This window comes from Pseudomonas sp. KU43P, from assembly GCF_033095865.1.
Lineage (GTDB): Bacteria > Pseudomonadota > Gammaproteobacteria > Pseudomonadales > Pseudomonadaceae > Aquipseudomonas.
This window is the reverse complement of sequence record NZ_AP019365.1, coordinates 5,697,916-5,720,691: the sequence shown is the minus strand read 5'-3', so window position 1 is coordinate 5,720,691 and position 22,776 is coordinate 5,697,916. Positions and strand designations below refer to the sequence as shown.

Here is a 22,776-nt window from a genome sequence, read left to right as displayed (position 1 = left end):
TTCAGGAGGCTCCAGCTTTGGACGTCGGCGAACGACTGCAAGCCATCCGCAAGCTCAAGGGCCTGTCCCAGCGCGAACTCGCCAAGCGTGCGGGCGTGACCAACAGCACCATCTCGATGATCGAGAAAAACAGCGTGAGCCCTTCGATCAGCTCGCTGCGCAAGGTGCTGAGCGGTATCCCCATGTCCATGGTCGAGTTCTTCTCGGTCGAACTGGAGCCGCAAAGCCCTACCCAGATCGTCTACAAGGCCAATGAGCTGATCGACATTTCGGACGGTGCGGTGACCATGAAGCTGGTGGGCAAGTCGCATCCCAACCGCGCGATCGCGTTCCTCACCGAGGTTTATCCTCCAGGCGCCGACACCGGGGCGGAAATGCTCACCCACGACGGCGAAGAGACCGGCATCCTGCTTGAAGGCCGGCTCGAACTGGTGGTGGGCAACGAAATCTTCATTCTCGAAGAAGGCGACAGCTACTATTTCGAAAGCACCCGGCCGCATCGCTTTCGCAACCCGTTCGACCAACCTGCCCGGCTGATCAGCGCGGCCACACCGTCGAATTTTTGATCCAGCGCAGTGCATTGCTTTTGCAATACCCCTTTCCTGAGTGGGGTCGTTTCACGGCCTCCAGGTTGCCGCTATACTTTTCAACGCTCGCATTACCGTGGCCGCGGGCGTGATTAGCCACCATGAGGGTGTTCGCGTGAACCAAATCAAGAAGATGCTGGCCGTACCAGCAGCCGTATTCGCCCTTTGGGCACTGAGCGCAACCGCAGCGACCAACGATGAACTTGCCAAACGCCTCGAGCCGGTCGGCCAGGTGTGTGTCCAGGGCCAGGAGTGCAAAGGTATGGAAGTGGCCGCAGCAGCAGGTGGGGGCGGGGCCAAGACGCCAGATGATGTTATTGCCAAGCACTGTAACGCCTGCCATGGCACCGGCCTTCTCGGCGCGCCAAAGATTGGTGACTCAGGGGACTGGGGCAAGCGTGCCAAGGAGCAGGGCGGCGTTGACGGGCTTTTGGCCAAAGCTATCAGCGGAATCAATGCTATGCCGCCCAAGGGCACCTGCGCGGACTGCTCGGATGACGACCTGAAAGGGGCGATCAAGAAGATGTCCGGGTTGTAAGCCGTAAACGAATTGCACGAGGCCCGCCTTTTTGGCGGGCTTTGTTTATGTGTCGTCTGGCCCGCTCTCTGGCCCTGTGGAGGCCCTGTGGGAGCCGGCTTGCCGGCGATAGGGCCGGAGCAGGCAACAAACCAGCTCCCAGATATGTCCAACCCCTGACCCCACGGAAGACTCAGGAGGCCCAGATGCATCTCTGCTCCATCGAACAGGCCGTCGAGCAAGTCCTGGCGCGCCTGCCTGCCCATATTCACATGGGCCTGCCGCTGGGCCTTGGCAAACCCAACGCGTTCGTGAATGCGTTGTACAAACGGGTTCGCGAACTGCCTGAACGCCGTCTGACCATCTACACCGCCCTCAGCCTCGGCCGCCCGCCACTGGGTGATGGCCTGCAACGGCGCTTCCTCGAACCCTTCATCGATCGCGTATTCGCCGATTACGAAGAGCTCGACTACCTCGCGGACCTTCGCAAAGACAGCCTTCCGCCGAACATCCGCATCGAACAGTTCTTCATGCAGCCCGGCAGCCTGCTGCACAGCGAGTCCGCGCAGCAGGACTACGTCAGCAGCAATTACAGCCACGCAGCACGCGACATCAACGCCAAGGGCCTGAACCTCATTGCCCAGCTGGTGGCCGCCACGCCGGAAAAGCCTGTGCACCTGAGCCTCGCCTGCAACCCTGATATCACGCTCGACCTGCTACCGATGATCGCCAAGCGCCGCTCCGCCGGTGAAACCATCCTCATGCTTGGCCAGGTTCACGCTGAGCTGCCCTACATGCCCGGCGACGCGGAACTGTCGATGGATGCGTTCGACCTGTTGATCGACCAGGCGGAGCAAAGGCGCCTGTTTTCCACCCCGAACATGCCAGTGACCCTCCAGGACCATTGCATCGGCCTGCACGCCAGCTCGCTGGTGCGTGACGGCGGCACCTTGCAGATTGGCATCGGCGCCATGGGCGACGCAGTCGCCGCCGCGCTGCTGGCGCGCCAAGGCGACAACGAGGGCTACCGCGCACTGCTGGGTGAACTGGACGTGGGCCCATGGCAGTCACTGATCGACCGTGAAGGTGGCCTGGAGCCTTTCGCCCAAGGCCTCTACGGCTGCAGCGAAATGTTCGTCAATGGCCTGCTGGCGCTGGCCGAAGCCGGTGTGGTGCGGCGCCCGGCGGACGAGCACGGCGTACTCGTGCATGGTGGATTCTTCCTTGGCCCGCGGGCGTTCTACCAGCGTCTGCGCGAGATGACGCTGGAGCAGCGTGAGCGTTTCGCCATGACCCGCATCAGCTTCATCAACGAGCTGTACGGGCAGGAAGAACTCAAGCGCCGGCAGCGGCGCGATGCGCGCTTCATCAACACGGCGTTCACCATGACGTTGCTGGGTGCGGGTGTTGCTGACCAGCTTGAAGATGGCCGCGTGCTCAGCGGTGTGGGCGGACAATACAACTTCGTCGCCCAGGGCCACGCGCTGGAAGGCGGGCGCTCGATACTGTTGCTGCGCAGCTGGCGCGAAACGGGCGGCGATGTGAGCTCGAACCTGCTTTGGGCCTATGGCCACTGCACCATCCCACGGCACCTGCGCGACATCGTCGTGACCGAGTACGGCATTGCCGACCTGCGCGGGCAGACTGACAGCGAGGTGATTGCCCGATTGCTGGCGATCAGTGATTCGCGTTTTCAGGGCGACCTGATCGAGCGGGCCAAGAAGGCTGGAAAGCTGGCCAGGGACTTCGAGCTGGATGCGCGCTTCACGGACAACACGCCAGAGCGGCTAGAGACCCTACGAGCGCGGCATGCACGGTTGTTCCCGGAGTATCCGCTGGGGACGGACTTCACGGCAGAAGAGCGGGATTTGTTGCGGGCGCTGAACTGGTTGAAAAGCAAGTTCAAGCTGAGCGAAGTGCTGGAGTTGGGTAAGGCGGCACTGGATGCGCCAGGGCCCGAGGGGTATGTGGCGCCGTTGGCGCGGATGAATCTGGCAGAGCCGCAGGGGCTGAAGGAGGAGCTTTACCAGCGCTTGCTGCTGGCGGGGTTGGCGGCGACTCAGTGATTGCCGGGGCTGCTTTGCAGCCCATCGCTGGCAAGCCAGCTCCCACAGGTACAACGCAGCCCATCGCTGGCAAGCCAGCTCCCACAGGTACAACGCAGCCCATCGCTGGCAAGCCAGCTCCCACAGGTACAACGCAGCCCATCGCTTGCAAGCCAGCTCCCACAGGTACAACGCAGCCCATCGCTGGCAAGCCGGCGCCCACCGGTACAACGCAGCCCTTTGGAGCGGTGGAGTTCCTGTGGGAGCTGGCTTGCCAGCGATGAGGCCACTACAGGCTCAATCGATGAAGCTGACCACGCCACCTTCCAGCGACTTCACCCGGGCCAGCGATTCAACGCGATAACCCTGGCTGTCCAGCTCGGCACGGCCGCCCTGGAACGACTTCTCGATGACGATCCCCAGGCCTGCCACGGTGGCACCGGCCTGCTTGATGATCGAAATCAGCGCCTGCGACGCCTTGCCGTTGGCCAGGAAGTCATCGATCACCAGCACGCGGTCGCTGCTGTTGAGGTGGCGCGGCGAGATGGCCACGGTGTTCTCGGTCTGCTTGGTGAAGGAGTACACCGTGGCAGTCAGCAGGTTCTCGGTCAGGGTCAGCGACTGGTGCTTGCGCGCGAAGATCACCGGTACGCCCAGCTTCAGGCCGGTCATCACCGCCGGGGCGATGCCCGACGCTTCGATGGTGACGATCTTGGTCACGCCGGCGTCGGCGAACAGGCGGGCGAACTCGTCACCGATCAGCTGCATCAGTGCAGGGTCGATCTGGTGGTTGAGAAACGCATCGACTTTGAGAACCTGATCGGAAAGCACGATGCCTTCTTCGCGAATCTTCTGCTGCAGTGCTTCCACTGTTGTTTCCTCGATGTAGCAAAGGTGGCCGCGTCCCGGAGGTAGCGGCAAAGTTAAAGAGTAATGGTTGATCAGCGTTTGAGCATTGCCCGGATATCGGCCAAGGCGTTGTTGCCTCGCGCGGCTTTCACTTCCACCGGCGCATCGTCCAGGCCTTCCCAGGCCAGGTCGTCCGGCGGCAGTTCGTCCAGGAACCGGCTGGGCGTGCAGTCGATGATTTCGCCGTACTGCTTGCGCTTGGCCGCGAAGGTGAAGGCCAGGGTCTGGCGTGCGCGGGTAATGCCCACGTAGGCCAGGCGGCGTTCCTCTTCGATGGTGTCGGCTTCGATGCTCGAGCGGTGGGGGAGGATTTCCTCCTCCATGCCCATGATGAACACGTAGGGGAATTCCAGGCCTTTGGAGGCGTGCAAGGTCATCATCTGCACGCCTTCGGCGTTTTCTTCCTCTTCCTGCTGACGCTCGAGCATGTCACGCAGCACCAGCTTGCCGATGGCGTCCTCGATGGTCATGTCACCCTCTTCGTCCTTCTCGAGGGTGTTCTTCAGCGCTTCGACCAGGAACCAGACGTTGCTGATGCGGAACTCCGCCGCCTTGTCGCTGGCGGTCTGCTGGCGGATCCAGTTCTCGTAGTCGATGTCGCGGATCATCTCGTGCAGCGCGGCGATCGGGTCTTCCAGGGCGACCTTGTGGCGCACCCCGTCGAGCCAGTGCTTGAAGCGCTGCAGGCGCTCGGTGTAGCGGGCGTCCAGGTGTTCGCCCAGGCCCAGCTCCTCGCTGGCGGCGTACATCGAGACGCCGCGCTCGGTGGCGTAGTTGCCGAGCTTTTCCAGGGTGGTCGAACCGATTTCGCGGCGCGGCACGTTGATCACCCGCAGGTAGGCGTTGTCGTCGTCCGGGTTCACCAGCAGGCGCAGGTAGGCCATGAGGTCCTTGACCTCCTGGCGGCCGAAGAAGCTGTTGCCGCCCGACAGGCGATAAGGCACCTGGTGGTGCTGCAGCTTCAACTCGATCAGCTTGGCCTGGTAGTTGCCGCGGTAGAGGATGGCGAAGTCGCTGTACGGGCGGTTGGTGCGCAGGTGCAGGGTAAGGATTTCCATGGCCACGCGTTCGGCCTCGGCTTCCTCGTTCTTGCAGCGGATCACGCGGATCTCGTCGCCCACGCCCATCTCGCTCCACAGCTGCTTCTCGAACGCGTGCGGGTTGTTGGCGATCAGTACGTTGGCGCAGCGCAGGATGCGGCTGGTGGAGCGGTAGTTCTGCTCCAGCATGACGATCTTCAGGGAGGGGTAGTCCTCCTTGAGCAGCATGAGGTTTTCCGGGCGGGCGCCACGCCAGGCGTAGATCGACTGGTCATCGTCGCCTACCACGGTGAACTGGTTGCGCATGCCGATCAGCATCTTCACCAGCAGGTACTGGCTGGCGTTGGTGTCCTGGTATTCGTCCACCAGCAGGTAGCGGACACGGTTCTGCCAGCGCTCGAGCACCTCGGGGTGCTCCTGGAACAGTTTGACCGGCTGCAGGATCAGGTCGTCGAAGTCCACTGCGTTGAACGCCTTGAGCGTGCGCTGGTAGTGGGTGTAGACGATGGCGGCGGTCTGTTCGCGCGGGTTGCGAGCTTTTTCCAGGGCCTCGGCGGGGAGGATCAGGTCGTTTTTCCAGGCACCGATCATGTTCTTGATCTCGTCGATGCCGTCGTCGCCGGAGTATTCCTTCTGCATGATGTCCGACAGCAGCGCCTTGATGTCGGACTCGTCGAAGATCGAGAAGCCTGGCTTGTAGCCCAGCTTGTCGTGCTCCTTGCGGATGATGTTCAGGCCCAGGTTGTGGAAGGTGCACACCGTCAGGCCGCGGCCTTCCCCCGGACGCAGCAGGGTACCGACCCGTTCTTTCATCTCGCGCGCGGCCTTGTTGGTGAAGGTCATCGCCACGATGTACTGGGCACGGATGCCGCAGTTCTGGATGAGGTGGGCAATCTTGCGCGTGATTACGCTGGTCTTGCCGGAGCCTGCACCGGCGAGCACCAAAAGAGGGCCGCCGACGTAGTCACGGGCTTCCTGTTGCCTGGGATTGAGTCGGGACATGCTAGAAACCGGGGGTCGCCAGAAAATAGCCGCGCATTCTAACAGGCATGGGGCGGTTGTGGCGCGACCGTCTGACGTCTGAGTCAACGTTTTATCCACGCATAACATTAGTCAAACTAATGCTATTCCTGGAAAAAATCGGATTTGCCGGTTTCGCGACTTTCCCGCAGGATGCACGTCAAAATGTGTCGGTACACTGTGGGCAAGGATATGTCTAAAAGTGAAAATCATTTTCATTTATGCAGTAGCATACCCGGCCGCCCTCGTGTCACCGTCCAAGCCCTAAGGAGCCCGCTTGTCCACGCCTGTCGAACCTCTGCGTTTGCTGTTGTTGGCTGATGAGCCGGAATGGGCTGCCTTGCTGCGCGAGTGCCTGCAACCGCTAGGCGACACGGCGGTATTGCTGACCGCGCCGAACTGGGCGGCGGTCGATAGCCTTTTCAGTCATGACCGCCAGGCCGTGATCCTGGCAACGCCGGCCTTGCAGCCTGCCCCAGGGCGTTGCGACTTGCCGACCATCCTGTTGCTCGACCATGAGCCGACGGTGCCGCCGACCGGCGTCAGCGACTGGCTGGTGCTTGACCAGCTCAATACCGATGCCCTGCGCCGCTCGCTGCGTCACGTGCGCGAGCGCGGTGTGCTGGTCGCCACCCTGCAACGCCTGGCCGAACAAGACCCGCTGACTGGCATCGCCAACCGCCAGGGCTTCCAGGCCTTGCTGACCACGCGCCTGGCCGAGAACGAGGGACGCGGCGTTGCCCTCGGCCACCTCGACCTGGACAACTTCCGTCACGTCAACGATGCGCTCGGTCATCAAGGTGGCGACCGCCTGATCCTGCAAGTGGTGTCGCGGCTCAAGCAGCAGTTGGAAGCCGGCGACCAGTTGGCGCGCCTGGGCAGTGACGAGTTCGCCTTGCTGATCGACACCCGCCGCGATGCCAACCGTGCCGAGTGGATCGCCGAACGTATCGTCGAAGCCCTGGCCGAGCCTTACTGGATCGATGGTGAAAGCCTGCTGCTCGGCTGCAGCCTGGGTATCGCCCATGCCCGCGCCCAAGGTGGCGCCGACCCGTTGATGTGGCACGCGCACATCGCCATGCGCCAGGCCAAGAGCAGTCAGGGCTGCAATTTCCATGTGTTCAACGAGCGGATCAACCGTAACGCCCGCAGCCTGGCCGACCTGGAAAGCGAACTGCGCCGGGCCTTGCGCCGCGACGAACTGGAACTGCACTACCAGCCACGCCTGAACCTGGCCGATGGGCGTATCGTCGGCCTGGAGGCCCTGGTGCGCTGGCGCCATGCCGAGCGCGGGCTGCTGCCGCCGAGCGAATTCGTACCGCTGGCCGAACAGAGCGGGCTGATCGTCCCGCTGGGTTACTGGGTCATCTCGCGTGCCCTGCGCGACATGCAGGCCCTTCGTGAAAGCGGGCTGGAGCCTCTGCACATGGCGGTTAACCTGAGTTTCCGCCAGTTTCAGGACAGCCAGCTGCTGGCGACCCTGAGCCGCCTGATCATCGAGCACGGTGTCGATGCCCGCTGGCTGGAATTCGAGCTGACCGAAACAGCCGTGATGCGCCGCAACGAGCTGGTGCGCCAGACCATGGATGCCCTGGGGCGCCTGGGCGTGCGCTTCTCGCTGGACGACTTCGGTACCGGGTTCTCTTCGTTCGTGCACTTGAACAGCCTGCCGATCACCTTGCTCAAGGTGGACCGCAGCTTCGTTGCCGAGATGGAGATGCGCGAGGAAAACCGCAAGCTGGTGCACGCCATGATCAACTTGGCGCACAACCTCAATCTCGAGGTGGTGGCCGAAGGTGTGGAGAGCGAGGAGCAGATGGCCTTGCTGCGCGGTTTTGGCTGCGACCAGGTGCAGGGGTTCCTGGTCAGCAAGCCGTTGCCGGTGGGGGAATTGGTCGAGTACCTGCAGCAGGCGTCCGAACGCAAGCTGGCGCAAGCCATCTAGCCGCAATCGCCGGCAACCTGGCTCCCACAGGCTCTGCGCTGCCCTCAAGGGCCATGCTGTACCTGTGGGAGCCGGCTTGCCGGCGATGAGGCCTTCAAGTCATGCCGAGACAGCAGCCTCCCCGCCAGTCTTGGTCTTCCCCAGCATCCGCTTCATCCGCCACTCAAAGCCCAGGGTCAGTGCCACCGAGGCACAGGCCAGGCCCAGCGCCAGCCCCCACCACACGCCGACCGCGCCACCACCCAGGGTGAAGGTGAGCAACCAGGCACTCGGCGCCCCGACCAGCCAGTAGCAGCACAACCCGATCAGGAAGGTGGTCTTGGCATCCTTCAGCCCGCGGATCGAGCCCATGGCAATGGTTTGCACGCCATCGAACAGCTCGAACCAGGCCGCCACCATCAACAACTGCACTGCCAGTTGGAAGATCGCCGCGAACGCCGGGTCGTGGCGGTCGATGAACAACCCCACCAGCTGTTCCGGTAGCAGCCAGAAAAGCGCGGCAAAGGCGAACATGATGCTCGCGCCGAAGCCAATCCCCACCCGCCCGGCACTGCGCGCAGCCAGCAGGTTGCCGGCGCCGAAGTACAGGCCCACGCGCATGGTCACCGCATACGACAGGCCAGTCGGCACCATGAATGCGGTGGAAACGATCTGCAGGGCGATCTGGTGGGCCCCCAGCTCGGTGCTGCCGAGCACACCCATGCACAGCGCGGCAAAGGCAAACAGGCCGACCTCCACCATATAGGTGCCGCCAATCGGCAGGCCCAGGCGCCACAGCTCGCGCAAGGCCGGCAGGGAAGGGCGCGACAGGCCCTTGCGCAGCGGGTAGGCGTCATAGGCCGAGTGCCAGCGGATATACAGCGCCAGGGCGATGGCCATGCCCATCGACACCACGGCGGTGACCATGCCGATGCCCATGAGCCCGAGCTTGGGCAGGCCGAACATGCCCTCGATGAGGGCGACGTTGAACAGGTAGTTGAGCACCGTGCCCACCAGGCTGATGACCATCACCGGCGTCGAGCGGCCCAGTGCACTGGTGAAGCCGCGCAGGGCCATGAAGGTGAGGTAGCCAGGCAGGGCCAGCGGCAGCAAGGTAAGGAATTCAGCCGCGGAGGCAACGTTTTCCGGCTGTTGGCCGAACAGCAGCAACACCGGCTCCAGGTTCCAGAGCACCAGTGCAGCCACCAGGGCCAGAGCCCAAGCCAGCCACAGGCCATTCTGCGCCAGACGGGTGGCACCTTCGATGTCATTGGCGCCCTTGCGGATCGCCACCAGCGTACCGACTGCCGCGATCACGCCGAGGCAGAAGATCGATACGAAGGAATAGCCAGCCGCGCCAAGGCCACCGCCGGCCAGGGCCTGGGGGCTGATGCGCGCCATCATCAGGGTGTCGGTGAGCACCATCAACATGTGCGCCAACTGCGAGGCGATCAGCGGCCCGGCCAGGCGCAGCAAAGCCTTGAGTTCTGTGGTGGGCGCGACGTGCATGGGGGTGTCCTTGTGACTGACTCGGTGAGCGAGGGTGGATTCTGAGGCTTTGGTCAACTTTGCACAAAAGGATAATAGCGATGGTTGGCATGAGTTGGACTCATGCATATATGATTCCGACTTTTCCTCTCTTGACCCCGAATACCAGGTACCCCATGTCCCGTCAGCTACCTCCTCTCTATGCGCTGCGCGCATTCGAGGCCGCCGCCCGGCTGAGCTCGTTCACCCGTGCCGGCGAGGAGCTATCGATTACCCAAAGCGCGGTCAGCCGACATATCCGCACCCTTGAAGATCATTTCGCCTGCCGTCTGTTCATCCGCAGCGGGCGCAGTCTGCAACTGACCGAGGCTGCCCGGGTGTTGTTGCCGGGTGTGCGCGAAGGCTTCGCCGCGCTGGAGCGCGCCTGCGATACCTTGCGCGGTGAAGATGACATGTTGCGCATGAAGGCGCCTTCTACTCTGACCATGCGTTGGCTGCTGGCGCGGTTGAGCCATTTCCGACACCTGCAGCCGGGCAATGAAGTGCAGCTGACCAGTGCCTGGATGGACGTCGACCATGTCGACTTCAACCAGGAGCCCTTCGATTGCGCGGTGCTGCTCAGCGACGGGGTGTTTCCGCCGGACTGGGAGGTGCGCCGGTTGTTCGCCGAGCTGCTGATCCCGGTGGGCGCACCGGACCTGCTTGAGGAAGGCCCGTTGGATGTACGCCGGCTGGCCGGCATCGAACTGTTGCACCCGACGCCAGACAAACGTGACTGGCGCGAATGGCTGGAGCGCATGGGCCTGGCCGACAAGGTGTCGCTCAAGGGCGGCCAGGTGTTCGACACCCTGGAGCTGGGCATGATTGCCGCAGCCCGTGGCTACGGCATTTCCATGGGCGACCTGCTGATGGTGGCCGAGGACGTGGCGCAAGGGCGCTTGAGCCTGCCGTGGCCGACCGCGGTGCCCAGCGGCATGGATTACTACCTGGTGTGGCCGCGCACTCGGCCAGGGGGCGAGCGGTTGCGGCGGTTGAGTGCGTTTCTGCAGGAAGAGGCGGCGGCGATGAACCTGCCGGATGTGCAGATACTGCCAGCCCTTTGATCACCTGCACTGGCCCTATCGCCGGCAAGCCGGCTCCCACAGGTACGGCGCAGTCCATCCCTGTGGGAGCCGGCTTGCCGGCGATAGGGCCAGTGCAGGCAAAGAAAACGTTTGCGAATACCCCGGTCCGACACTCAAGTATTCCGCCGCGACGCCGATTGACTGGCACCAGCGTCCCGGAAGAGGGCGCGATTTCCCGTCAAGATCAAGCGGGCGGTCAGCGTGATCAGGATGATCCCGGCCTCTTGCCAGGAGCTTCCCATGTCTCAACCGCGTGCCCGAATCGCTTCGCAGCTCGGTATCGCCCTCGCCATCGTGCTGGCGTTGGTGATCACCGGCAGTACCTTGTTCGCCCTGCGTTCGCTGGACGATGCCAACCTCGCCACCCGTCAGGCTCATCTGGCCAGCGAAGCACGGCTGTTGGCCGACCAGCTCGACAGCTTCCACGGATCGCTCAAGGACAATACCCAGCGCCTGAGCGGGCTGTTCGAGCGCCGTTTTGCTTCGGGCCTGGCGCTGCATGCCGGCGAGACCGTGCAGGTGGCCGGGCAGGCCACCCCGGCGCTGTACCAGGGCGATCACCTGCTGAACAACGACTTTCAGATGGTCGACGAATTCCAGCAGATGACCGCCGGGGTTGCGACCTTGTTCGTACGCAGTGGCGATGACTTCGTGCGCGTCAGCACCAACCTGAAGAAGCAGGACGGCAGCCGCGCCATCGGTACCCAACTCGACCGCCAGCACCCGGCCTACGCCAAGCTGATGGCCGGGCAGACCTACGTCGGCCGAGCGCTGCTGTTCGAGCGCAACTACATGACCCGCTATGTGCCAGTCAGCGATGGCAATGGCCGGGTGATCGCCGTGTTGTTCGTCGGCTTCGACTACACCGACGCGCAGAATGCCCAGTTCGCCAACCTCAAGCGCCTGCGCCTCGGCGCCACCGGCTCGTTGGCCCTGCGCGACGAACAGGGCCAATGGCTGGTGGCACCAGCCAATGCCGATCAGCCTCTGTTCAGCGCTACTGCGCCGTTTGCGGAAGGCCCGTGGACGGTGGTGGCCAGCATGCCGTTGGCGGAAATCCGTGAGGTGACCTGGAGTGTCGGCCTGCGCCTGGCCGTTGGCAGCTTGCTGGCCATGCTGCTGGCCGTGGCCGCCACGCTCTGGCTGCTGCGCCGCAAATTGCGCCCGCTGGACGACCTGGTGCGTCAGGCCGAGGCACTGGGTGCCGGTGACCTGAATGCGCGCCTGGCAATTGCCAGCCATGACGAAATTGGCCAACTGGCGCGCAGCTTCAACACGATGGGCGAAGCGCTGGCGACCATGGTCGAGCACATCCGCACAGCTTCCGAACAGGTCAGTGGCCGCGCCCGTTCCCTGGCTGGTTTGTCGGCTGGCGCCTGTGAGGGCATGGAGCAGCAGTCCGGCGAGATCACCAGCATGGCCGGCGCGGTGGAAGAGTTCAGCGCCACGTCGATGAACATTGCCGACAACATGGCCGGCACCGAACGCATGGCACGTGACAACGCCCAGCAGACGCGGATCGGTCGTAGCGCCATGGATGAGGCGTCGAGTTCGTTGCGCCAGATCGCTGAAGCCCTGGGCGGCACTGCGACGGTGATGGACACCTTGGGTGCACGCTCGCAGGAAATCGGCGGGATCGTCGGGGTGATTACCGCGATTGCCGAGCAGACCAACCTGCTGGCGCTCAATGCGGCCATCGAGGCTGCGCGAGCGGGCGAGCAGGGGCGAGGGTTTGCCGTGGTGGCTGACGAGGTGCGGGGGCTGGCGGCGCGTACGCGCCAGGCGACCGACGAGATTTCCGTGATGATCGCCAGTATCCAGCAGCAGACCGGCCACGCCATCAGCACCCTGGAGCAAGGAAACCAGCTGATGCAAGAAGGGCTGGGGCGCAATGACAAGGTGGCCGAGGCGCTGGCGCGCATCGATGAACAGAGCCGCGCGGCGGGCGAGCAGTTTGCCGTGATCAGTACCGCGACCCAGGAGCAAAGCAGCACGGCGACGGTGCTTAGCCGCAATTTGCAGAGCATTGCGCAGGCCAACAGCGAGCAGCGGGATGTGGCCAATGAGCTGGCCTTTACGGCTCGTGAGCTGGAAGGGTTGGCGGCGCAACTGCGGCAGGAAGTGGATCGGTTTCGGGTCTAGATGAGAGAGGTCGCCTGTGCCGGCTCCCACTGTGGGAGCTGGCTTGCCAGCGAATGGGGCGCGAAGTGGCCCCAACCCTCCTGAGCCCTACGCCAACTTCAGACCCAACGCCTGCGCACAGGCCTGCAACGAGCGCCGCTCGCTCTGCGCATACAACGCCAGCTCATCCTGCACCTGCAGCCCCAGGGCCGCCTCGAACGCGTCTCGGTTGGCGTTGCTGCCATATTCGACCTGGGCCTCGTCGCCCAGGTTGGACTGGAAGATGCCCGCCGCGCTCACCGGCAGGAAGTCTTCATAGACCAATGCCTCGAAATGCACATGACCTGCTTCGATCAACCCCGCCAGGTCAGTCGGGCGGCTTTTCTGCTCGCGCGCAGCCAGCCCCTTTTCGGTGGCGAAGTAGCGGAAGTAGGCCAGGCCTTGCTCGCGCATTTGCGCCAGGTCATCCGGGAACTCGGCAAAGTGTTCCTGCAGCAGCGCCATGTAGCGCTCGGCATTGGCCTCGGCAGGCACGCCACCCAGTGCCGCACGGGTAGCATCGAGCAGGCGGTCATACAGCTGGCGGCCTTTCGGCGTCAGTGCAGCGCCACGCTGCTCGATCTCGCCGAAGCGGGCGGTGTGGCTGCCTTCGCTGCTTTTCTGGTCGATGAAGGCAACCTTCTCCTGCAGCGCCTTGAAGCTGGTCTGGCGCAACAGGATCGGGTGCCGGCGGGTGGGCGGGCCTTCGACCACCGCCTTGGGTGGGATGCCCTTGGCCGGCATGCCCAACTGGATCGCGTCGATATCCAGGGTGCGTGGCGTCAGGTGGTTGATGTGCGGGCCTTTGAAGGCCACCACATCGGCGATCAGGCGGTGCTGGTCGTGCAGCTGCTGGTACTGCTCGGCCGTGACGGTGGCGTCGTGGTGCCAGCGGAAGGTGTGCAAGGCTTCTTGTACGAAAGCCGCGGCATCCGTGGCATTCAAGCCACCGTCACGTTTGTGCTGGGCAATCAGGTCAAGGGCGCGGGGGGTGAAGATCTTGCGCTTGGCCAGGATGCCTTGCGCCAAGTCGCGCAGTTGCGGGTTGTCGATCAGCTCCAGGCGTAGCAGCGAGGTGAACACGCGGAACGGGCTGGCATGCAGCGATTGTTCGTGCACCGCGCGAAACGCGGTGGAGTGCACCGGCACGCCAGCGGAGCTGAGGTCGTAGTAGCCGACCGGCTGCATGCCCATGACTGCGAACAGGCGGGCAATGGTGGCCAGCTCCTCGGCAGTGCCGACGCGGATGGCGCCATGACGCTCCTGGTCGAGGCGCTCGATTTCGCCGGTCCAGCGCAGCGCCTCGGCCACTGCGGGCTGCTGGGCCATGACCTGCTGGTTGATCTCGCTCACCAGCTCCAGCAGCGTGCCGTACAGTGGCACTTCCTGTTTGTACATGAGCGACATGGCGGCAGAGAACTGCGCGCGGATGCTGTCGGGGCTGACGAAATCGAGGGCGGGCATCGCTAGCTTCCTGGTTGGGTTCGGACGCTTACATGAAAGCTGGGAATGCACTATGGCCACAAGCGAAAAAAAGTGGGCCTGTCATTCCTTTTTTGATCGACCTTCAGGGCCCTATCGCCGGCAAGCCGGCTCCCACAAGGAGCGCGTCGCACCCTGTGGGAGCCGGCTTGCCGGCGATAGGGCCGGTCAGGCGTCAAGCTGTTCTCGAATCCACCCCACCAGCGCCCGCACCTTGGGCACTTCCGCCGCATGCTCGGCATACGCCAGGTAATGCGCCCCGGCACTGTCCATCGCATGACGCCATGGAATGACCAGGCTCCCCTCGTTCAACTCCTTGGCCACCAGATAACGCGGCACCAGCGCCACCCCGCACCCCGCCTGCGCCGCACTCAACGCCATGTAGAACGTATCGAACCGCGGCCCGTGGTAGGCGCTGACGCTGTGCAAGCCCAGCTCCAGGAACCACTCATGCCAGGCCTCGGGCCGCGAGGTGCTCTGCAACAGCACCAGTTCGGCAAGTTCTCCGGCATCCTTCAATTCGCGCCCACCCAGCAACTCCGGCGCGCACACCGGCACCACCTGTTCGCGGAACAGTTCGACGCAGGTCGCCCCCGGCCAGGTGCCTTGCCCATAGAAGAACACCACATCCGCCGAGCCTTGCAGCAGGGCAAACGGCTCCATTTCGTTGCGGATGTCCAGGTGGATGTTCGGGTGGCGCTTGCCAAAGCCCTTGAGGTGCGGGATCAACCAGCGCACGCCAAAACTCGGTTGAGTGGCTACCTTCAATATCTCGGTCTGCTCGCCGTAGGTCAGTACGTAACGGCTGGACATGTCGACCTGGGTGAGGATCTTGTTGACCTCGGCCAGGTACAGGCTGCCGGCTGGGGTCAGTTGCAGGCGCCGGCGGATGCGCAGGAACAGGTGGTGACGCAGCATGTCTTCAAGCTGTGCCACCTGCTTGCTGACCGCACTCTGGGTCAGGTGCAGCTCTTCGGCGGCGCGGGTAAAGCTCAGATGGCGGGCTGCAGCTTCGAAGCACTGCAGGGCGGTCATGGAGGGCACCAGGCGTTTGGACATAGCGGTCTCTGTGGCTCAATTCATTACCTGGCGGAATGATAAGCGGAATAAAGGTCGTTTGTTGCACCGGTGTGATCGGATTAATACTGATCCACATCATTTTTCCACCCCATCACCCGATGTAGGAGAAGCACAAATGGTTGCTGGATTGCTCGAGCGCCTTGGCGTTGCCGCCACGGCTTACACCCAGGGCGACTACCCTGTTCACACGCCGATCGACGGCAGCCAGATCGCCTCGGTGAAACTGCTCGGCAAGGCCGAGACCATCGCCCGCATCGATCAGGCCCAGAGCGCCTTCGAAGCCTGGCGCAGCGTGCCGGCGCCGCGCCGTGGCGAGCTGGTACGCCTGTTCGGCGAAGTGCTGCGTGCACACAAGGCCGACCTTGGCGAGCTGGTGTCGATCGAAGCCGGCAAGATCACCCAGGAAGGCTTGGGCGAAGTGCAGGAAATGATCGACATCTGCGACTTCGCCGTCGGCCTGTCGCGTCAGCTGTACGGCCTGACCATCGCCTCCGAGCGCCCTGGCCACCACATGCGTGAAACCTGGCACCCGCTGGGCGTGGTCGGCGTGATCAGCGCCTTCAACTTCCCGGTGGCCGTCTGGGCCTGGAACACTGCCCTGGCCCTGGTGGCCGGTAACGCGGTGGTGTGGAAACCATCGGAGAAGACCCCGCTGACCGCCCTGGCTTGCCAGGCGCTGTTCGAAAAAGCCCTGAAAGCCTTTGGCGATGCTCCGGCTGGCCTCGCGCAACTGGTAATCGGTGGCCGTGAAGCCGGCGAAGCGCTGGTCGACGACCCGCGCGTTCCGCTGGTCAGCGCCACCGGCAGCACCCGCATGGGCCGTGAAGTAGGCCCGCGCGTAGCGGCCCGTTTCGGTCGCAGCATCCTCGAGCTGGGTGGCAACAACGCCATGATCCTGGCCCCGAGCGCGGACCTCGACCTGGCAGTGCGCGGCATCCTGTTCTCCGCCGTGGGCACTGCTGGCCAGCGTTGCACCACCTTGCGTCGGCTGATCGTGCACCGTTCGATCAAGGATGAAGTGGTTGCCCGGGTCAAGGCGGCCTACGGCAAGGTGCGCATCGGCGACCCACGCAAGGACAACCTGGTCGGCCCGTTGATCGACAGGCAGTCGTTCGAGGCCATGCAAGGCGCGCTGGCCAAGGCCCGTGATGAAGGTGGCCAGGTATTCGGTGGTGAGCGTCAGCTCGCCGACCAGTACCCGAACGCCTATTACGTGTCGCCGGCGATTGCCGAGATGCCTGCGCAAAGCGACGTGGTGCGCCACGAAACCTTTGCGCCGATCCTCTACGTGCTGGCCTACGACGACTTCGAAGAAGCGCTGCGCTTGAACAACGAAGTGCCGCAAGGCCTGTCCTCGTGCATCTTCACCACCGACATTCGTGAAGCGGAGCGCTTCCAGAGCGCCTCGGGCAGCGACTGCGGCATCGCCAACGTCAACATCGGTACCAGCGGTGCCGAGATTGGTGGCGCGTTCGGTGGCGAGAAGGAAACCGGCGGCGGGCGTGAGTCGGGTTCGGATGCCTGGAAAGGTTACATGCGTCGCCAGACCAACACCGTGAACTACTCGCGCGAGCTGCCGCTGGCGCAAGGGATCGTGTTCGACTGATGATCGCAGGCGGGGGCTTTGCCCCCGCATCGCCGGCAAGCCGGCTCCCACAGTGATCGTGCCGACGATGCGATCCTTGTGGGAGCCGGCTTGCCGGCGATAGGGCTGCAAAGCAGCCCCAACAAGAACAATATCGCTGGAGCCGGGCCATGTCCGAACTGCGTCAACAATGCTTGTGGGAACACATCAGTCAACCGACCGTCGCCGCCCAGGCCTTGGCCGGTGAGCACAAGGCCGATGTCTGCGTCATCGGCGGCGGCATTACCGGCCTGTCGGCAGCTATCCACCTGCTTGAACAGGGCAAGTCGGTGATTCTGCTGGAGGCCTGGAAAGTCGGCCACGGCGGCTCCGGACGCAACGTAGGCCTGGTCAACGCTGGCACCTGGATCCGCCCCGACGATGTCGAGGCGACCCTGGGCCAGAAGCAGGGCAGCCGCTTGAACAAAGTATTGGGCGACGCCCCGGGCGAAGTCTTCGCCATGATCGAGCGCCTTGGCATCGACTGCCAGGCCCAGCACAAAGGCACGCTGCACATGGCGCACAACGCCACCGGCATCGCCGACCTCGAAGCCCGCCACGAACAATGGCGCCGCCGCGGAGCCGACGTCGAGCTGCTGACCGGCGCCCAGTGCCAGGAATACTGCGGCACTGACAAGATTTCCGCCGCGCTGCTCGACCGCCGCGCCGGCACCATCAACCCCATGGGCTACACCCAAGGGCTGGCAGCTGCCGCGGTGCGCCTGGGCGGCAGGTTGTTCCAGCAATCTTCCGTCGAAGGCCTTGAGCGTGATGGCGATGCGTGGCGGGTGAAGACCGCACGCGGATCGGTGCGTGCCGACAAGGTGGTGATCTCGACCGGTGCCTACACCGAAGGCGACTGGAGCAACCTGCAGAAGCAGTTCTTCCGTGGCTACTACTATCAGGTGGCGTCCAAGCCATTGCATGGCGCAGCTGCCGACAAGGTGCTACCACACGGCCAGGGCTCGTGGGATACCCGCACGGTGCTCAGCAGCATTCGTCGCGATGACCAGGGGCGCCTGCTGCTGGGCAGCCTGGGTCGGGTCGACAACAAGCCGGCGTGGTTCGTGCGCAGCTGGGCCGACCGCATCCAGAGCCATTACTACCCGGATCTGGGCAAGGTCGAGTGGGAGATGCACTGGACCGGATGCATCGACTTTACGCCTGACCACCTGATGCGCCTGTTCGAACCGGCGCCGGGGCTGGTGGCGGTGACGGGGTACAACGGGCGGGGCAATACCACCGGTACCGTGATCGGCCGGGCCTTTGCCGAGTTTCTGCTCAAGGGGGAGGAAGGCGGCCTGCCGATTCCGTTCTCGCCGATGAAAGGGGTTAGTGCGCCTTCGTTGCGCACGGCGTTCTACGAGTCCGGGTTCTCGCTGTATCACGCGGGGCAGTGCTTGAGAGTCGTGCTGTAACTGCGGGCCCTATCGCCGGCAAGCCGGCTCCTACAAGTTCACCACAGCTATCGAATGCTGAGCTGTACCTGTGGGAGCCGGCTTGCCGGCGATAGGGCCGGTCCAGACACTAAAGCTACTTGTGCAACCAGCTGAGGAAGCCGCCTTTCTTGATCGCGGCCGGCTTCTGCAACAGCAGTGATTCCCGGCTCTGACGCCTGAACCGCTGCAACTTGTTCAGTGCCGTTTGCACCTCGCCACGTTGCACCAGGCAACTGCGTACCTGCTCCTTCTCGATGCGGTACAGCACGCAACCGGTCAACGTACGGAATTCGGCAAACGAAGCATCCTCGTCGAGAATACCCTCGATCCCCAGCACTTCGCCGGGCCCCATGCGGCCGGCTTCCAGCAGCTTGTCGCCATCGCGCACCGACGCCGAGACCACGCCACTGCCAATCACCAGCAAGTGGTCGGACTGCTCGCCGACACCCAGGATCACCTGGTCGGCCAGGTACTCCACGGCCGTCATGCGTTGGCTCAGCGCGTCGCGCTCTTCGTCGCTGAGCGAGCGAAACACCCGCACCTCGTCCAGCACTTCACGCTGGCGGCTGCGCGGTGGCAGGGCCAGGTCGACGTTCCACATCACGCCGCTGGCCTCAAGGTGCCGATGGGCCAGGTCGAAGAGCTGATTGCGCGCCTCACCCTTGGCGCCCATGTCACCGACGAAACCGCTGGCTTCGTACTCCACCGACTCCAGCGTCGACGCCTTGACCGATACCTTGGGCTTGGGCGCGGCGAGGATCGCGCTGGTGCCTTGCAAGGCTTTTTCCAGCGCATCGAAAACCCGCTTGGGACGGACCTTGGCCGGCACCACCACGCTGATCGACACCCCGTGCACATCGGCCGGGCGGCTATGGTTGAGCAATCGGGCCTTGGCCGCTACCGAGTTGGGGATCACCGCCAGGCTGCCGCTGCCGGTGAGCAGGCGCGTGGCGCGCCAGTCGATGTCCAGCACCTTGCCTTCGGTGCCGTCGATGGAGATCGAGTCACCGATCTGGTACGGCCGTGTGGTGTTCAGCACGATGCCGCTGAACACATCGGCCAGGGTGCTCTGTAGCGCAAGGCCGATGACGATGGCCATGACCCCGGAGGTGGCCAGCAATCCCTTGACCGGCAGTTGCATCACATAGCCTGCGGCCGCCACCACCGCAGCCAGGAAGATCAACGCTCCCAGCACATCCTGCAGCAATCGCCCGCCATGGCTGCCACGGGCGCCCAGCAGCAGGCCGAATACCACCGTCACCGTGCGTGCGCCAAACAGCCACCAGCCGATCGCCAGCACCGTGGCCATCAGGTTGCGTGATACATCGTCTGGCCAGGGCGCAGGCTGCAGCGGGCTCATGCCAGCGGCAATCAACACTGCACTGAACAGCACAAAGCACGCGAGCCGCGTGCCGATACGCCAAAGCCGGCGCTGGATAGGGATCAGTTGCCAGAGGATCAGGTCGAGCAGGATCAGGCAGGAGCCGATCAGCAAGGGGTAATCCTGGATGAATGCGAACATGCCGGTCTCGTCGCGGTGGGCTGTTGCTAGTAAAGAGCAGGTTGGCTGCATTTACTACTGGCTTGGCGCACGACGCGCAGGCATTGGAGCGAGGAGTGCGGCTCGCTGCACAACACAGGAGCCGCAGTGGTATCAGAACATGAAGTAGACGCTGGCGCTGGTCTGGTCCAGGTCGATGTCACCGACCTTGAGCACTTCCTGCTCCAGGCGCACGCCCAGGTTGCGCAGTACGTCCACCTCGACACCCAGCCCGTAGGTCATGTCGAGGTCATTGCTGTCGCCGGCGATATCGTGGTCGGCATCCCAGGCATGCACACCGAGGCTGCCGAACAGGCGCACCCGTTTGCCGATCGGCATGCCGAGGTGGGCAGTGGCCTGCACCGAGTGGCCATCGAAGTTGCCGTGATCGCCATCGAAGTGGCCCAGGTCGACCCAGGCGCCTTCGAATGCCAGGTATGGGTTCACGCGGTAACCGACGAAAGCCTTGTAGGCCGAGTCGTCGTCGCTGATCTGGTGTTCGTCGATTTCAACCCGGGTCAGACCACCGCCCACATAAAGGCCGCGGTCATCGGCGAAGGCGTTGAAGGTGCTGAACATGAACAGGGCAGCAACAAGCGGTTTTGCGAATTTCATCAGTCATCCAATGGCTTGAGTAGGGAGGAGGATGGCCAGGTCAGGCCGGTTTCTTCGGCTGGAACTCCCGGTCCAGGCGTTCCCGAATCTGCTGGGCGGCGCTATCCAGGGCGGGATAGATGTCCTCGACATCCGGGGTCGCGGACTGGCCGATGTTCTTGCCGCTTACGCGGTCCAGGGCGCGGCCCAGCATCTCGTCGGTCAGGCCGTCGCTGACCTCGCTCTGCAACACCAGATAGAGGGTTTCATCGCGCACGCCGGTGGCATGCAGGGAAAGGCCGACGAGCATGCCGATGGGGATGTATTCGGTGACATTGGGATCACGCGGTGCGCGTTCGATATTGGCAATCGAGACGTTGAGCGAGAGTGCTTTGGCCGTGGGCTTGTCTACCAGGCGGTAGCCGGCGTCGGTGAGTTGCTTTTCCAGCTGACTGCGAAAGCGCTGGCGTAGCTTGTTGGCATCACCATCGAACTTGGCATGACGCGGGTCGCTGCTGTCGAGCGAGAAGGTTTTTGGCAAGTTGATGAACACGACTTTCTCGTGATCGACGCAGAACGGCGCAGCGGAGCGCTTCCAGGCCAGTGTCTTGTCATCATGTTCGATGAGCTGCAGGTCTGTGCTGGCTTTTTCCTTGGCCGTTAATTCGGTGTCGATGCTGGGGGCCATCGAGCAGCCGAACAACGTTAGCGAGAGTGCAAAGACCGAGAGTTTTCTGAGCGGCATATTGATTCCTGTTGACCTCACGTCGAGGCGACAAACCTCGCCGCAATCTGGGCCTTTGCCGAAGAAAACAGGAATCAAAAATCGTTATTTGTGCCCGGTAGCTGCTGCAGGTCAGTCAGTTGTTCATGCAGCGCAGGCGGTCCAGCTCAAGGATGTAGTAGCACAGCGCGTCCCCACGAACGGGTATCACCGCCAGGTTCAAGATGGAGCCCAGGCGGAAGTACTGACGGGAGAAAAGCAGCTCAGAATGACGACTGACGTTGAACAGTTGTTCCTCGTTGCTCGCTTGAATATCCTCGACCTTGAACGTCACTCGCCAGCGAGAACGCTCCACCAAAGAAGCGCCCACGGCGATATGCCGCTCTTTTTCACCCTGGCGCTCAAGCAGGCTGATGACCGCACTGGGCTCGCTGATCGTCAGCCTTTCCTTGAAGTCCAGCGTGTCGTCACCCATGAAGTGATGGCCTTCGGAGCGATAGGACTGGCTGTTTTCATAAGGCGCGGACCAGGCCACGGCCAGCGCCGCCAAGCAGGCCGCAACGATCAACGTGATAATCAATGCATGTCGCCGTACCGCGTGATGTTTACTCACCCTCAACCCCCAGACACTTGTCGATCATGCTGATGAGGCGCTCCTCACGATAGGAAAACTCCAAGTTGTAGGCGTCCCCGGACTTTCGGACGCAAGAAAGATTTGTGCGTGAACCGGTACGGCTGATAAAGAGTTCGCCGAGCAGTGGGCGTGTCGTGATGCCCGAACTTAGAATATCGGCCTTGAGTGCATCGACGTCCTGTCTGCTTTTGCCGACGGCGGTAATTGATAGTTCACCCTCCGTTATTATCGATGCAACGTGAAGGTCGCGCTGGGGCTTGTAGGCAACGTACAGTTGCCACAGGGTAAATAGCGTAAATAGCGTGACGGCCAGATAGCCCAGGCGGACCCATCTACTCAGTTGCTGCTTTTCCACCGGCAGATTCAGACGCGCGGGCCTGCTCGAGGCATGTTCGACGTGCACAGGCTCGGCTGTGGGCGCCGCATCGGCGTCGGGAGATGCCAGGTGATCGCTGTTGAAGCGATAGCCGCGACGCGGCACGGTGACCAGCAGATCGTGGTCCTTGCTGTCGCCAAGGATGTTTCTGAGCGTAAAGATAGACTGGTTGAGGCTGCCAGCCGAGACCACGCGATCATCCCAGGCGAAGGCCATGATGGCCTCACGCGAGCAGATCTCCCCGGGTTCGAGCAGCAGCAGTTCGAGTATTCGAGCGTCTGCGCGGGCCAGGGTTATTTCTTCTGGTGGAGTGTGTAAAGGTTTTATCGATAGCGTGTATTGATCAGGATCAAACTCCACAAGGGCGCTATTTTTTAATCGAAAATAGTAATTCATGAAACACATCGCGCGTGTGAAAATTGCGGGCCATTATAAGGCCCATGATGGGCGATGCAAGTCGACAAAGTGC

Annotated in this window: 18 protein-coding genes and 1 pseudogene; 9 read left to right on the top strand and 10 right to left on the bottom strand. The window is 63.1% G+C overall.

Annotation, left to right across the window (positions count from 1 at the left end; genetic code table 11):
- Positions 1 to 17 precede the first annotated feature (17 nt).
- From KU43P_RS26200 to KU43P_RS26190, 3 genes are all read left to right on the top strand, one after another.
- Positions 18 to 566, top strand: a complete 549-nt coding sequence (locus KU43P_RS26200; RefSeq protein WP_317660362.1) for a cupin domain-containing protein — start codon at positions 18 to 20, stop codon at positions 564 to 566.
- Between the two features lie 136 nt (positions 567 to 702).
- Entirely contained in the window at positions 703 to 1,125 is a 423-nt protein-coding gene (locus tag KU43P_RS26195; RefSeq protein WP_317660361.1) for a c-type cytochrome, read from the top strand.
- A 185-nt stretch (positions 1,126 to 1,310) separates the two neighbouring features.
- The gene (locus KU43P_RS26190) at positions 1,311 to 3,170 is read left to right on the top strand and encodes an acetyl-CoA hydrolase/transferase C-terminal domain-containing protein (protein ID WP_317660359.1); all 1,860 of its coding nucleotides are present in this window, start codon (positions 1,311 to 1,313) and stop codon (positions 3,168 to 3,170) included.
- 276 nt (positions 3,171 to 3,446) lie between these two features.
- On the opposite strand, the gene KU43P_RS26185 is transcribed toward KU43P_RS26190, so the two are convergent.
- Positions 3,447 to 4,019 carry a xanthine phosphoribosyltransferase gene (locus tag KU43P_RS26185; protein WP_016394052.1) on the bottom strand — a complete coding sequence of 191 codons (573 nt, stop codon included), beginning with the start codon at positions 4,017 to 4,019 and terminating at the stop codon, positions 3,447 to 3,449.
- 71 nt (positions 4,020 to 4,090) lie between these two features.
- Entirely contained in the window at positions 4,091 to 6,100 is a 2,010-nt protein-coding gene (rep, locus tag KU43P_RS26180) for a DNA helicase Rep (protein ID WP_317660358.1), read from the bottom strand.
- Positions 6,101 to 6,395: 295 nt separating this feature from the next.
- Here rep and KU43P_RS26175 point away from each other — a divergent pair, with 295 nt between their 5' ends.
- Positions 6,396 to 8,063, top strand: a complete 1,668-nt coding sequence (locus tag KU43P_RS26175; protein WP_317660357.1) for a putative bifunctional diguanylate cyclase/phosphodiesterase — start codon at positions 6,396 to 6,398, stop codon at positions 8,061 to 8,063.
- Between the two features lie 99 nt (positions 8,064 to 8,162).
- Here KU43P_RS26175 and KU43P_RS26170 read toward each other — a convergent pair whose 3' ends face one another.
- Positions 8,163 to 9,551: a NorM family multidrug efflux MATE transporter gene (locus tag KU43P_RS26170; protein ID WP_317660356.1), complete on the bottom strand. Its 1,389-nt coding sequence runs from the start codon at positions 9,549 to 9,551 to the stop codon at positions 8,163 to 8,165.
- A gap of 155 nt (positions 9,552 to 9,706) precedes the next feature.
- On the opposite strand from KU43P_RS26170, the gene KU43P_RS26165 reads away from it, so the two are divergent.
- The 3 genes and pseudogenes from KU43P_RS26165 (at position 9,707) to KU43P_RS27175 (ending at position 12,796) form a co-directional block, all read left to right on the top strand.
- Entirely contained in the window at positions 9,707 to 10,633 is a 927-nt protein-coding gene (locus tag KU43P_RS26165; RefSeq protein ID WP_317660355.1) for a LysR substrate-binding domain-containing protein, read from the top strand.
- Between the two features lie 231 nt (positions 10,634 to 10,864).
- Positions 10,865 to 11,935: pseudogene (locus KU43P_RS27180) on the top strand (Cache 3/Cache 2 fusion domain-containing protein); the annotation flags it as partial.
- Positions 11,933 to 12,796, top strand: a complete 864-nt coding sequence (locus KU43P_RS27175) for a methyl-accepting chemotaxis protein (protein ID WP_411567271.1) — start codon at positions 11,933 to 11,935, stop codon at positions 12,794 to 12,796. The pseudogene KU43P_RS27180 and the gene KU43P_RS27175, both read left to right, overlap by 3 nt.
- An 87-nt stretch (positions 12,797 to 12,883) precedes the next feature.
- Here the strand turns inward: KU43P_RS27175 and KU43P_RS26155 are convergent, their stop codons facing one another.
- Positions 12,884 to 14,278, bottom strand: a complete 1,395-nt coding sequence (locus KU43P_RS26155; protein ID WP_317660353.1) for a VOC family protein — start codon at positions 14,276 to 14,278, stop codon at positions 12,884 to 12,886.
- Between the two features lie 186 nt (positions 14,279 to 14,464).
- The gene (locus KU43P_RS26150) at positions 14,465 to 15,355 is read right to left on the bottom strand and encodes a LysR family transcriptional regulator (RefSeq protein ID WP_317660352.1); all 891 of its coding nucleotides are present in this window, start codon (positions 15,353 to 15,355) and stop codon (positions 14,465 to 14,467) included.
- Between the two features lie 136 nt (positions 15,356 to 15,491).
- Here KU43P_RS26150 and KU43P_RS26145 point away from each other — a divergent pair, with 136 nt between their 5' ends.
- Both KU43P_RS26145 and KU43P_RS26140 read left to right on the top strand, forming a co-directional pair.
- Positions 15,492 to 16,982, top strand: coding sequence for an aldehyde dehydrogenase family protein (locus KU43P_RS26145; protein ID WP_317660351.1), 1,491 nt, complete (start codon positions 15,492 to 15,494; stop codon positions 16,980 to 16,982).
- Between the two features lie 149 nt (positions 16,983 to 17,131).
- Positions 17,132 to 18,418, top strand: a complete 1,287-nt coding sequence (locus KU43P_RS26140) for an NAD(P)/FAD-dependent oxidoreductase (protein WP_317660350.1) — start codon at positions 17,132 to 17,134, stop codon at positions 18,416 to 18,418.
- Between the two features lie 115 nt (positions 18,419 to 18,533).
- On the opposite strand, the gene KU43P_RS26135 is transcribed toward KU43P_RS26140, so the two are convergent.
- The 5 genes from KU43P_RS26135 to KU43P_RS26115 form a co-directional block, all read right to left on the bottom strand.
- Positions 18,534 to 19,961, bottom strand: coding sequence for a mechanosensitive ion channel family protein (locus KU43P_RS26135; RefSeq protein ID WP_317660349.1), 1,428 nt, complete (start codon positions 19,959 to 19,961; stop codon positions 18,534 to 18,536).
- A 132-nt stretch (positions 19,962 to 20,093) separates the two neighbouring features.
- Positions 20,094 to 20,594, bottom strand: coding sequence for an outer membrane beta-barrel protein (locus tag KU43P_RS26130; RefSeq protein WP_317660348.1), 501 nt, complete (start codon positions 20,592 to 20,594; stop codon positions 20,094 to 20,096).
- Positions 20,595 to 20,634: 40 nt separating this feature from the next.
- Entirely contained in the window at positions 20,635 to 21,318 is a 684-nt protein-coding gene (locus tag KU43P_RS26125) for a DUF3313 family protein (protein WP_317660347.1), read from the bottom strand.
- Between the two features lie 115 nt (positions 21,319 to 21,433).
- Positions 21,434 to 21,877 carry a hypothetical protein gene (locus KU43P_RS26120; protein WP_317660346.1) on the bottom strand — a complete coding sequence of 148 codons (444 nt, stop codon included), beginning with the start codon at positions 21,875 to 21,877 and terminating at the stop codon, positions 21,434 to 21,436.
- Between the two features lie 25 nt (positions 21,878 to 21,902).
- A complete protein-coding gene (locus KU43P_RS26115; protein WP_317660345.1) occupies positions 21,903 to 22,703 on the bottom strand; it encodes a transcriptional regulator in 801 nt (266 codons plus the stop codon).
- Between the last annotated feature and the right edge of the window lie 73 nt (positions 22,704 to 22,776).

Coding starts and splice junctions, on each gene's coding strand:
- KU43P_RS26190 (WP_317660359.1), top strand. CDS start 1,311: ATGCATCTCTGCTCCATCGAACAGGCCGTCGAGCAAGTCCTGGCGCGC.
- rep (WP_317660358.1), bottom strand. CDS start 6,100: ATGTCCCGACTCAATCCCAGGCAACAGGAAGCCCGTGACTACGTCGGC.
- KU43P_RS26170 (WP_317660356.1), bottom strand. CDS start 9,551: ATGCACGTCGCGCCCACCACAGAACTCAAGGCTTTGCTGCGCCTGGCC.
- KU43P_RS26165 (WP_317660355.1), top strand. CDS start 9,707: ATGTCCCGTCAGCTACCTCCTCTCTATGCGCTGCGCGCATTCGAGGCC.
- KU43P_RS27175 (WP_411567271.1), top strand. CDS start 11,933: ATGGGCGAAGCGCTGGCGACCATGGTCGAGCACATCCGCACAGCTTCC.
- KU43P_RS26155 (WP_317660353.1), bottom strand. CDS start 14,278: ATGCCCGCCCTCGATTTCGTCAGCCCCGACAGCATCCGCGCGCAGTTC.
- KU43P_RS26150 (WP_317660352.1), bottom strand. CDS start 15,355: ATGTCCAAACGCCTGGTGCCCTCCATGACCGCCCTGCAGTGCTTCGAA.
- KU43P_RS26145 (WP_317660351.1), top strand. CDS start 15,492: ATGGTTGCTGGATTGCTCGAGCGCCTTGGCGTTGCCGCCACGGCTTAC.
- KU43P_RS26140 (WP_317660350.1), top strand. CDS start 17,132: ATGTCCGAACTGCGTCAACAATGCTTGTGGGAACACATCAGTCAACCG.
- KU43P_RS26135 (WP_317660349.1), bottom strand. CDS start 19,961: ATGTTCGCATTCATCCAGGATTACCCCTTGCTGATCGGCTCCTGCCTG.
- KU43P_RS26130 (WP_317660348.1), bottom strand. CDS start 20,594: ATGAAATTCGCAAAACCGCTTGTTGCTGCCCTGTTCATGTTCAGCACC.
- KU43P_RS26125 (WP_317660347.1), bottom strand. CDS start 21,318: ATGCCGCTCAGAAAACTCTCGGTCTTTGCACTCTCGCTAACGTTGTTC.
- KU43P_RS26115 (WP_317660345.1), bottom strand. CDS start 22,703: ATGAATTACTATTTTCGATTAAAAAATAGCGCCCTTGTGGAGTTTGAT.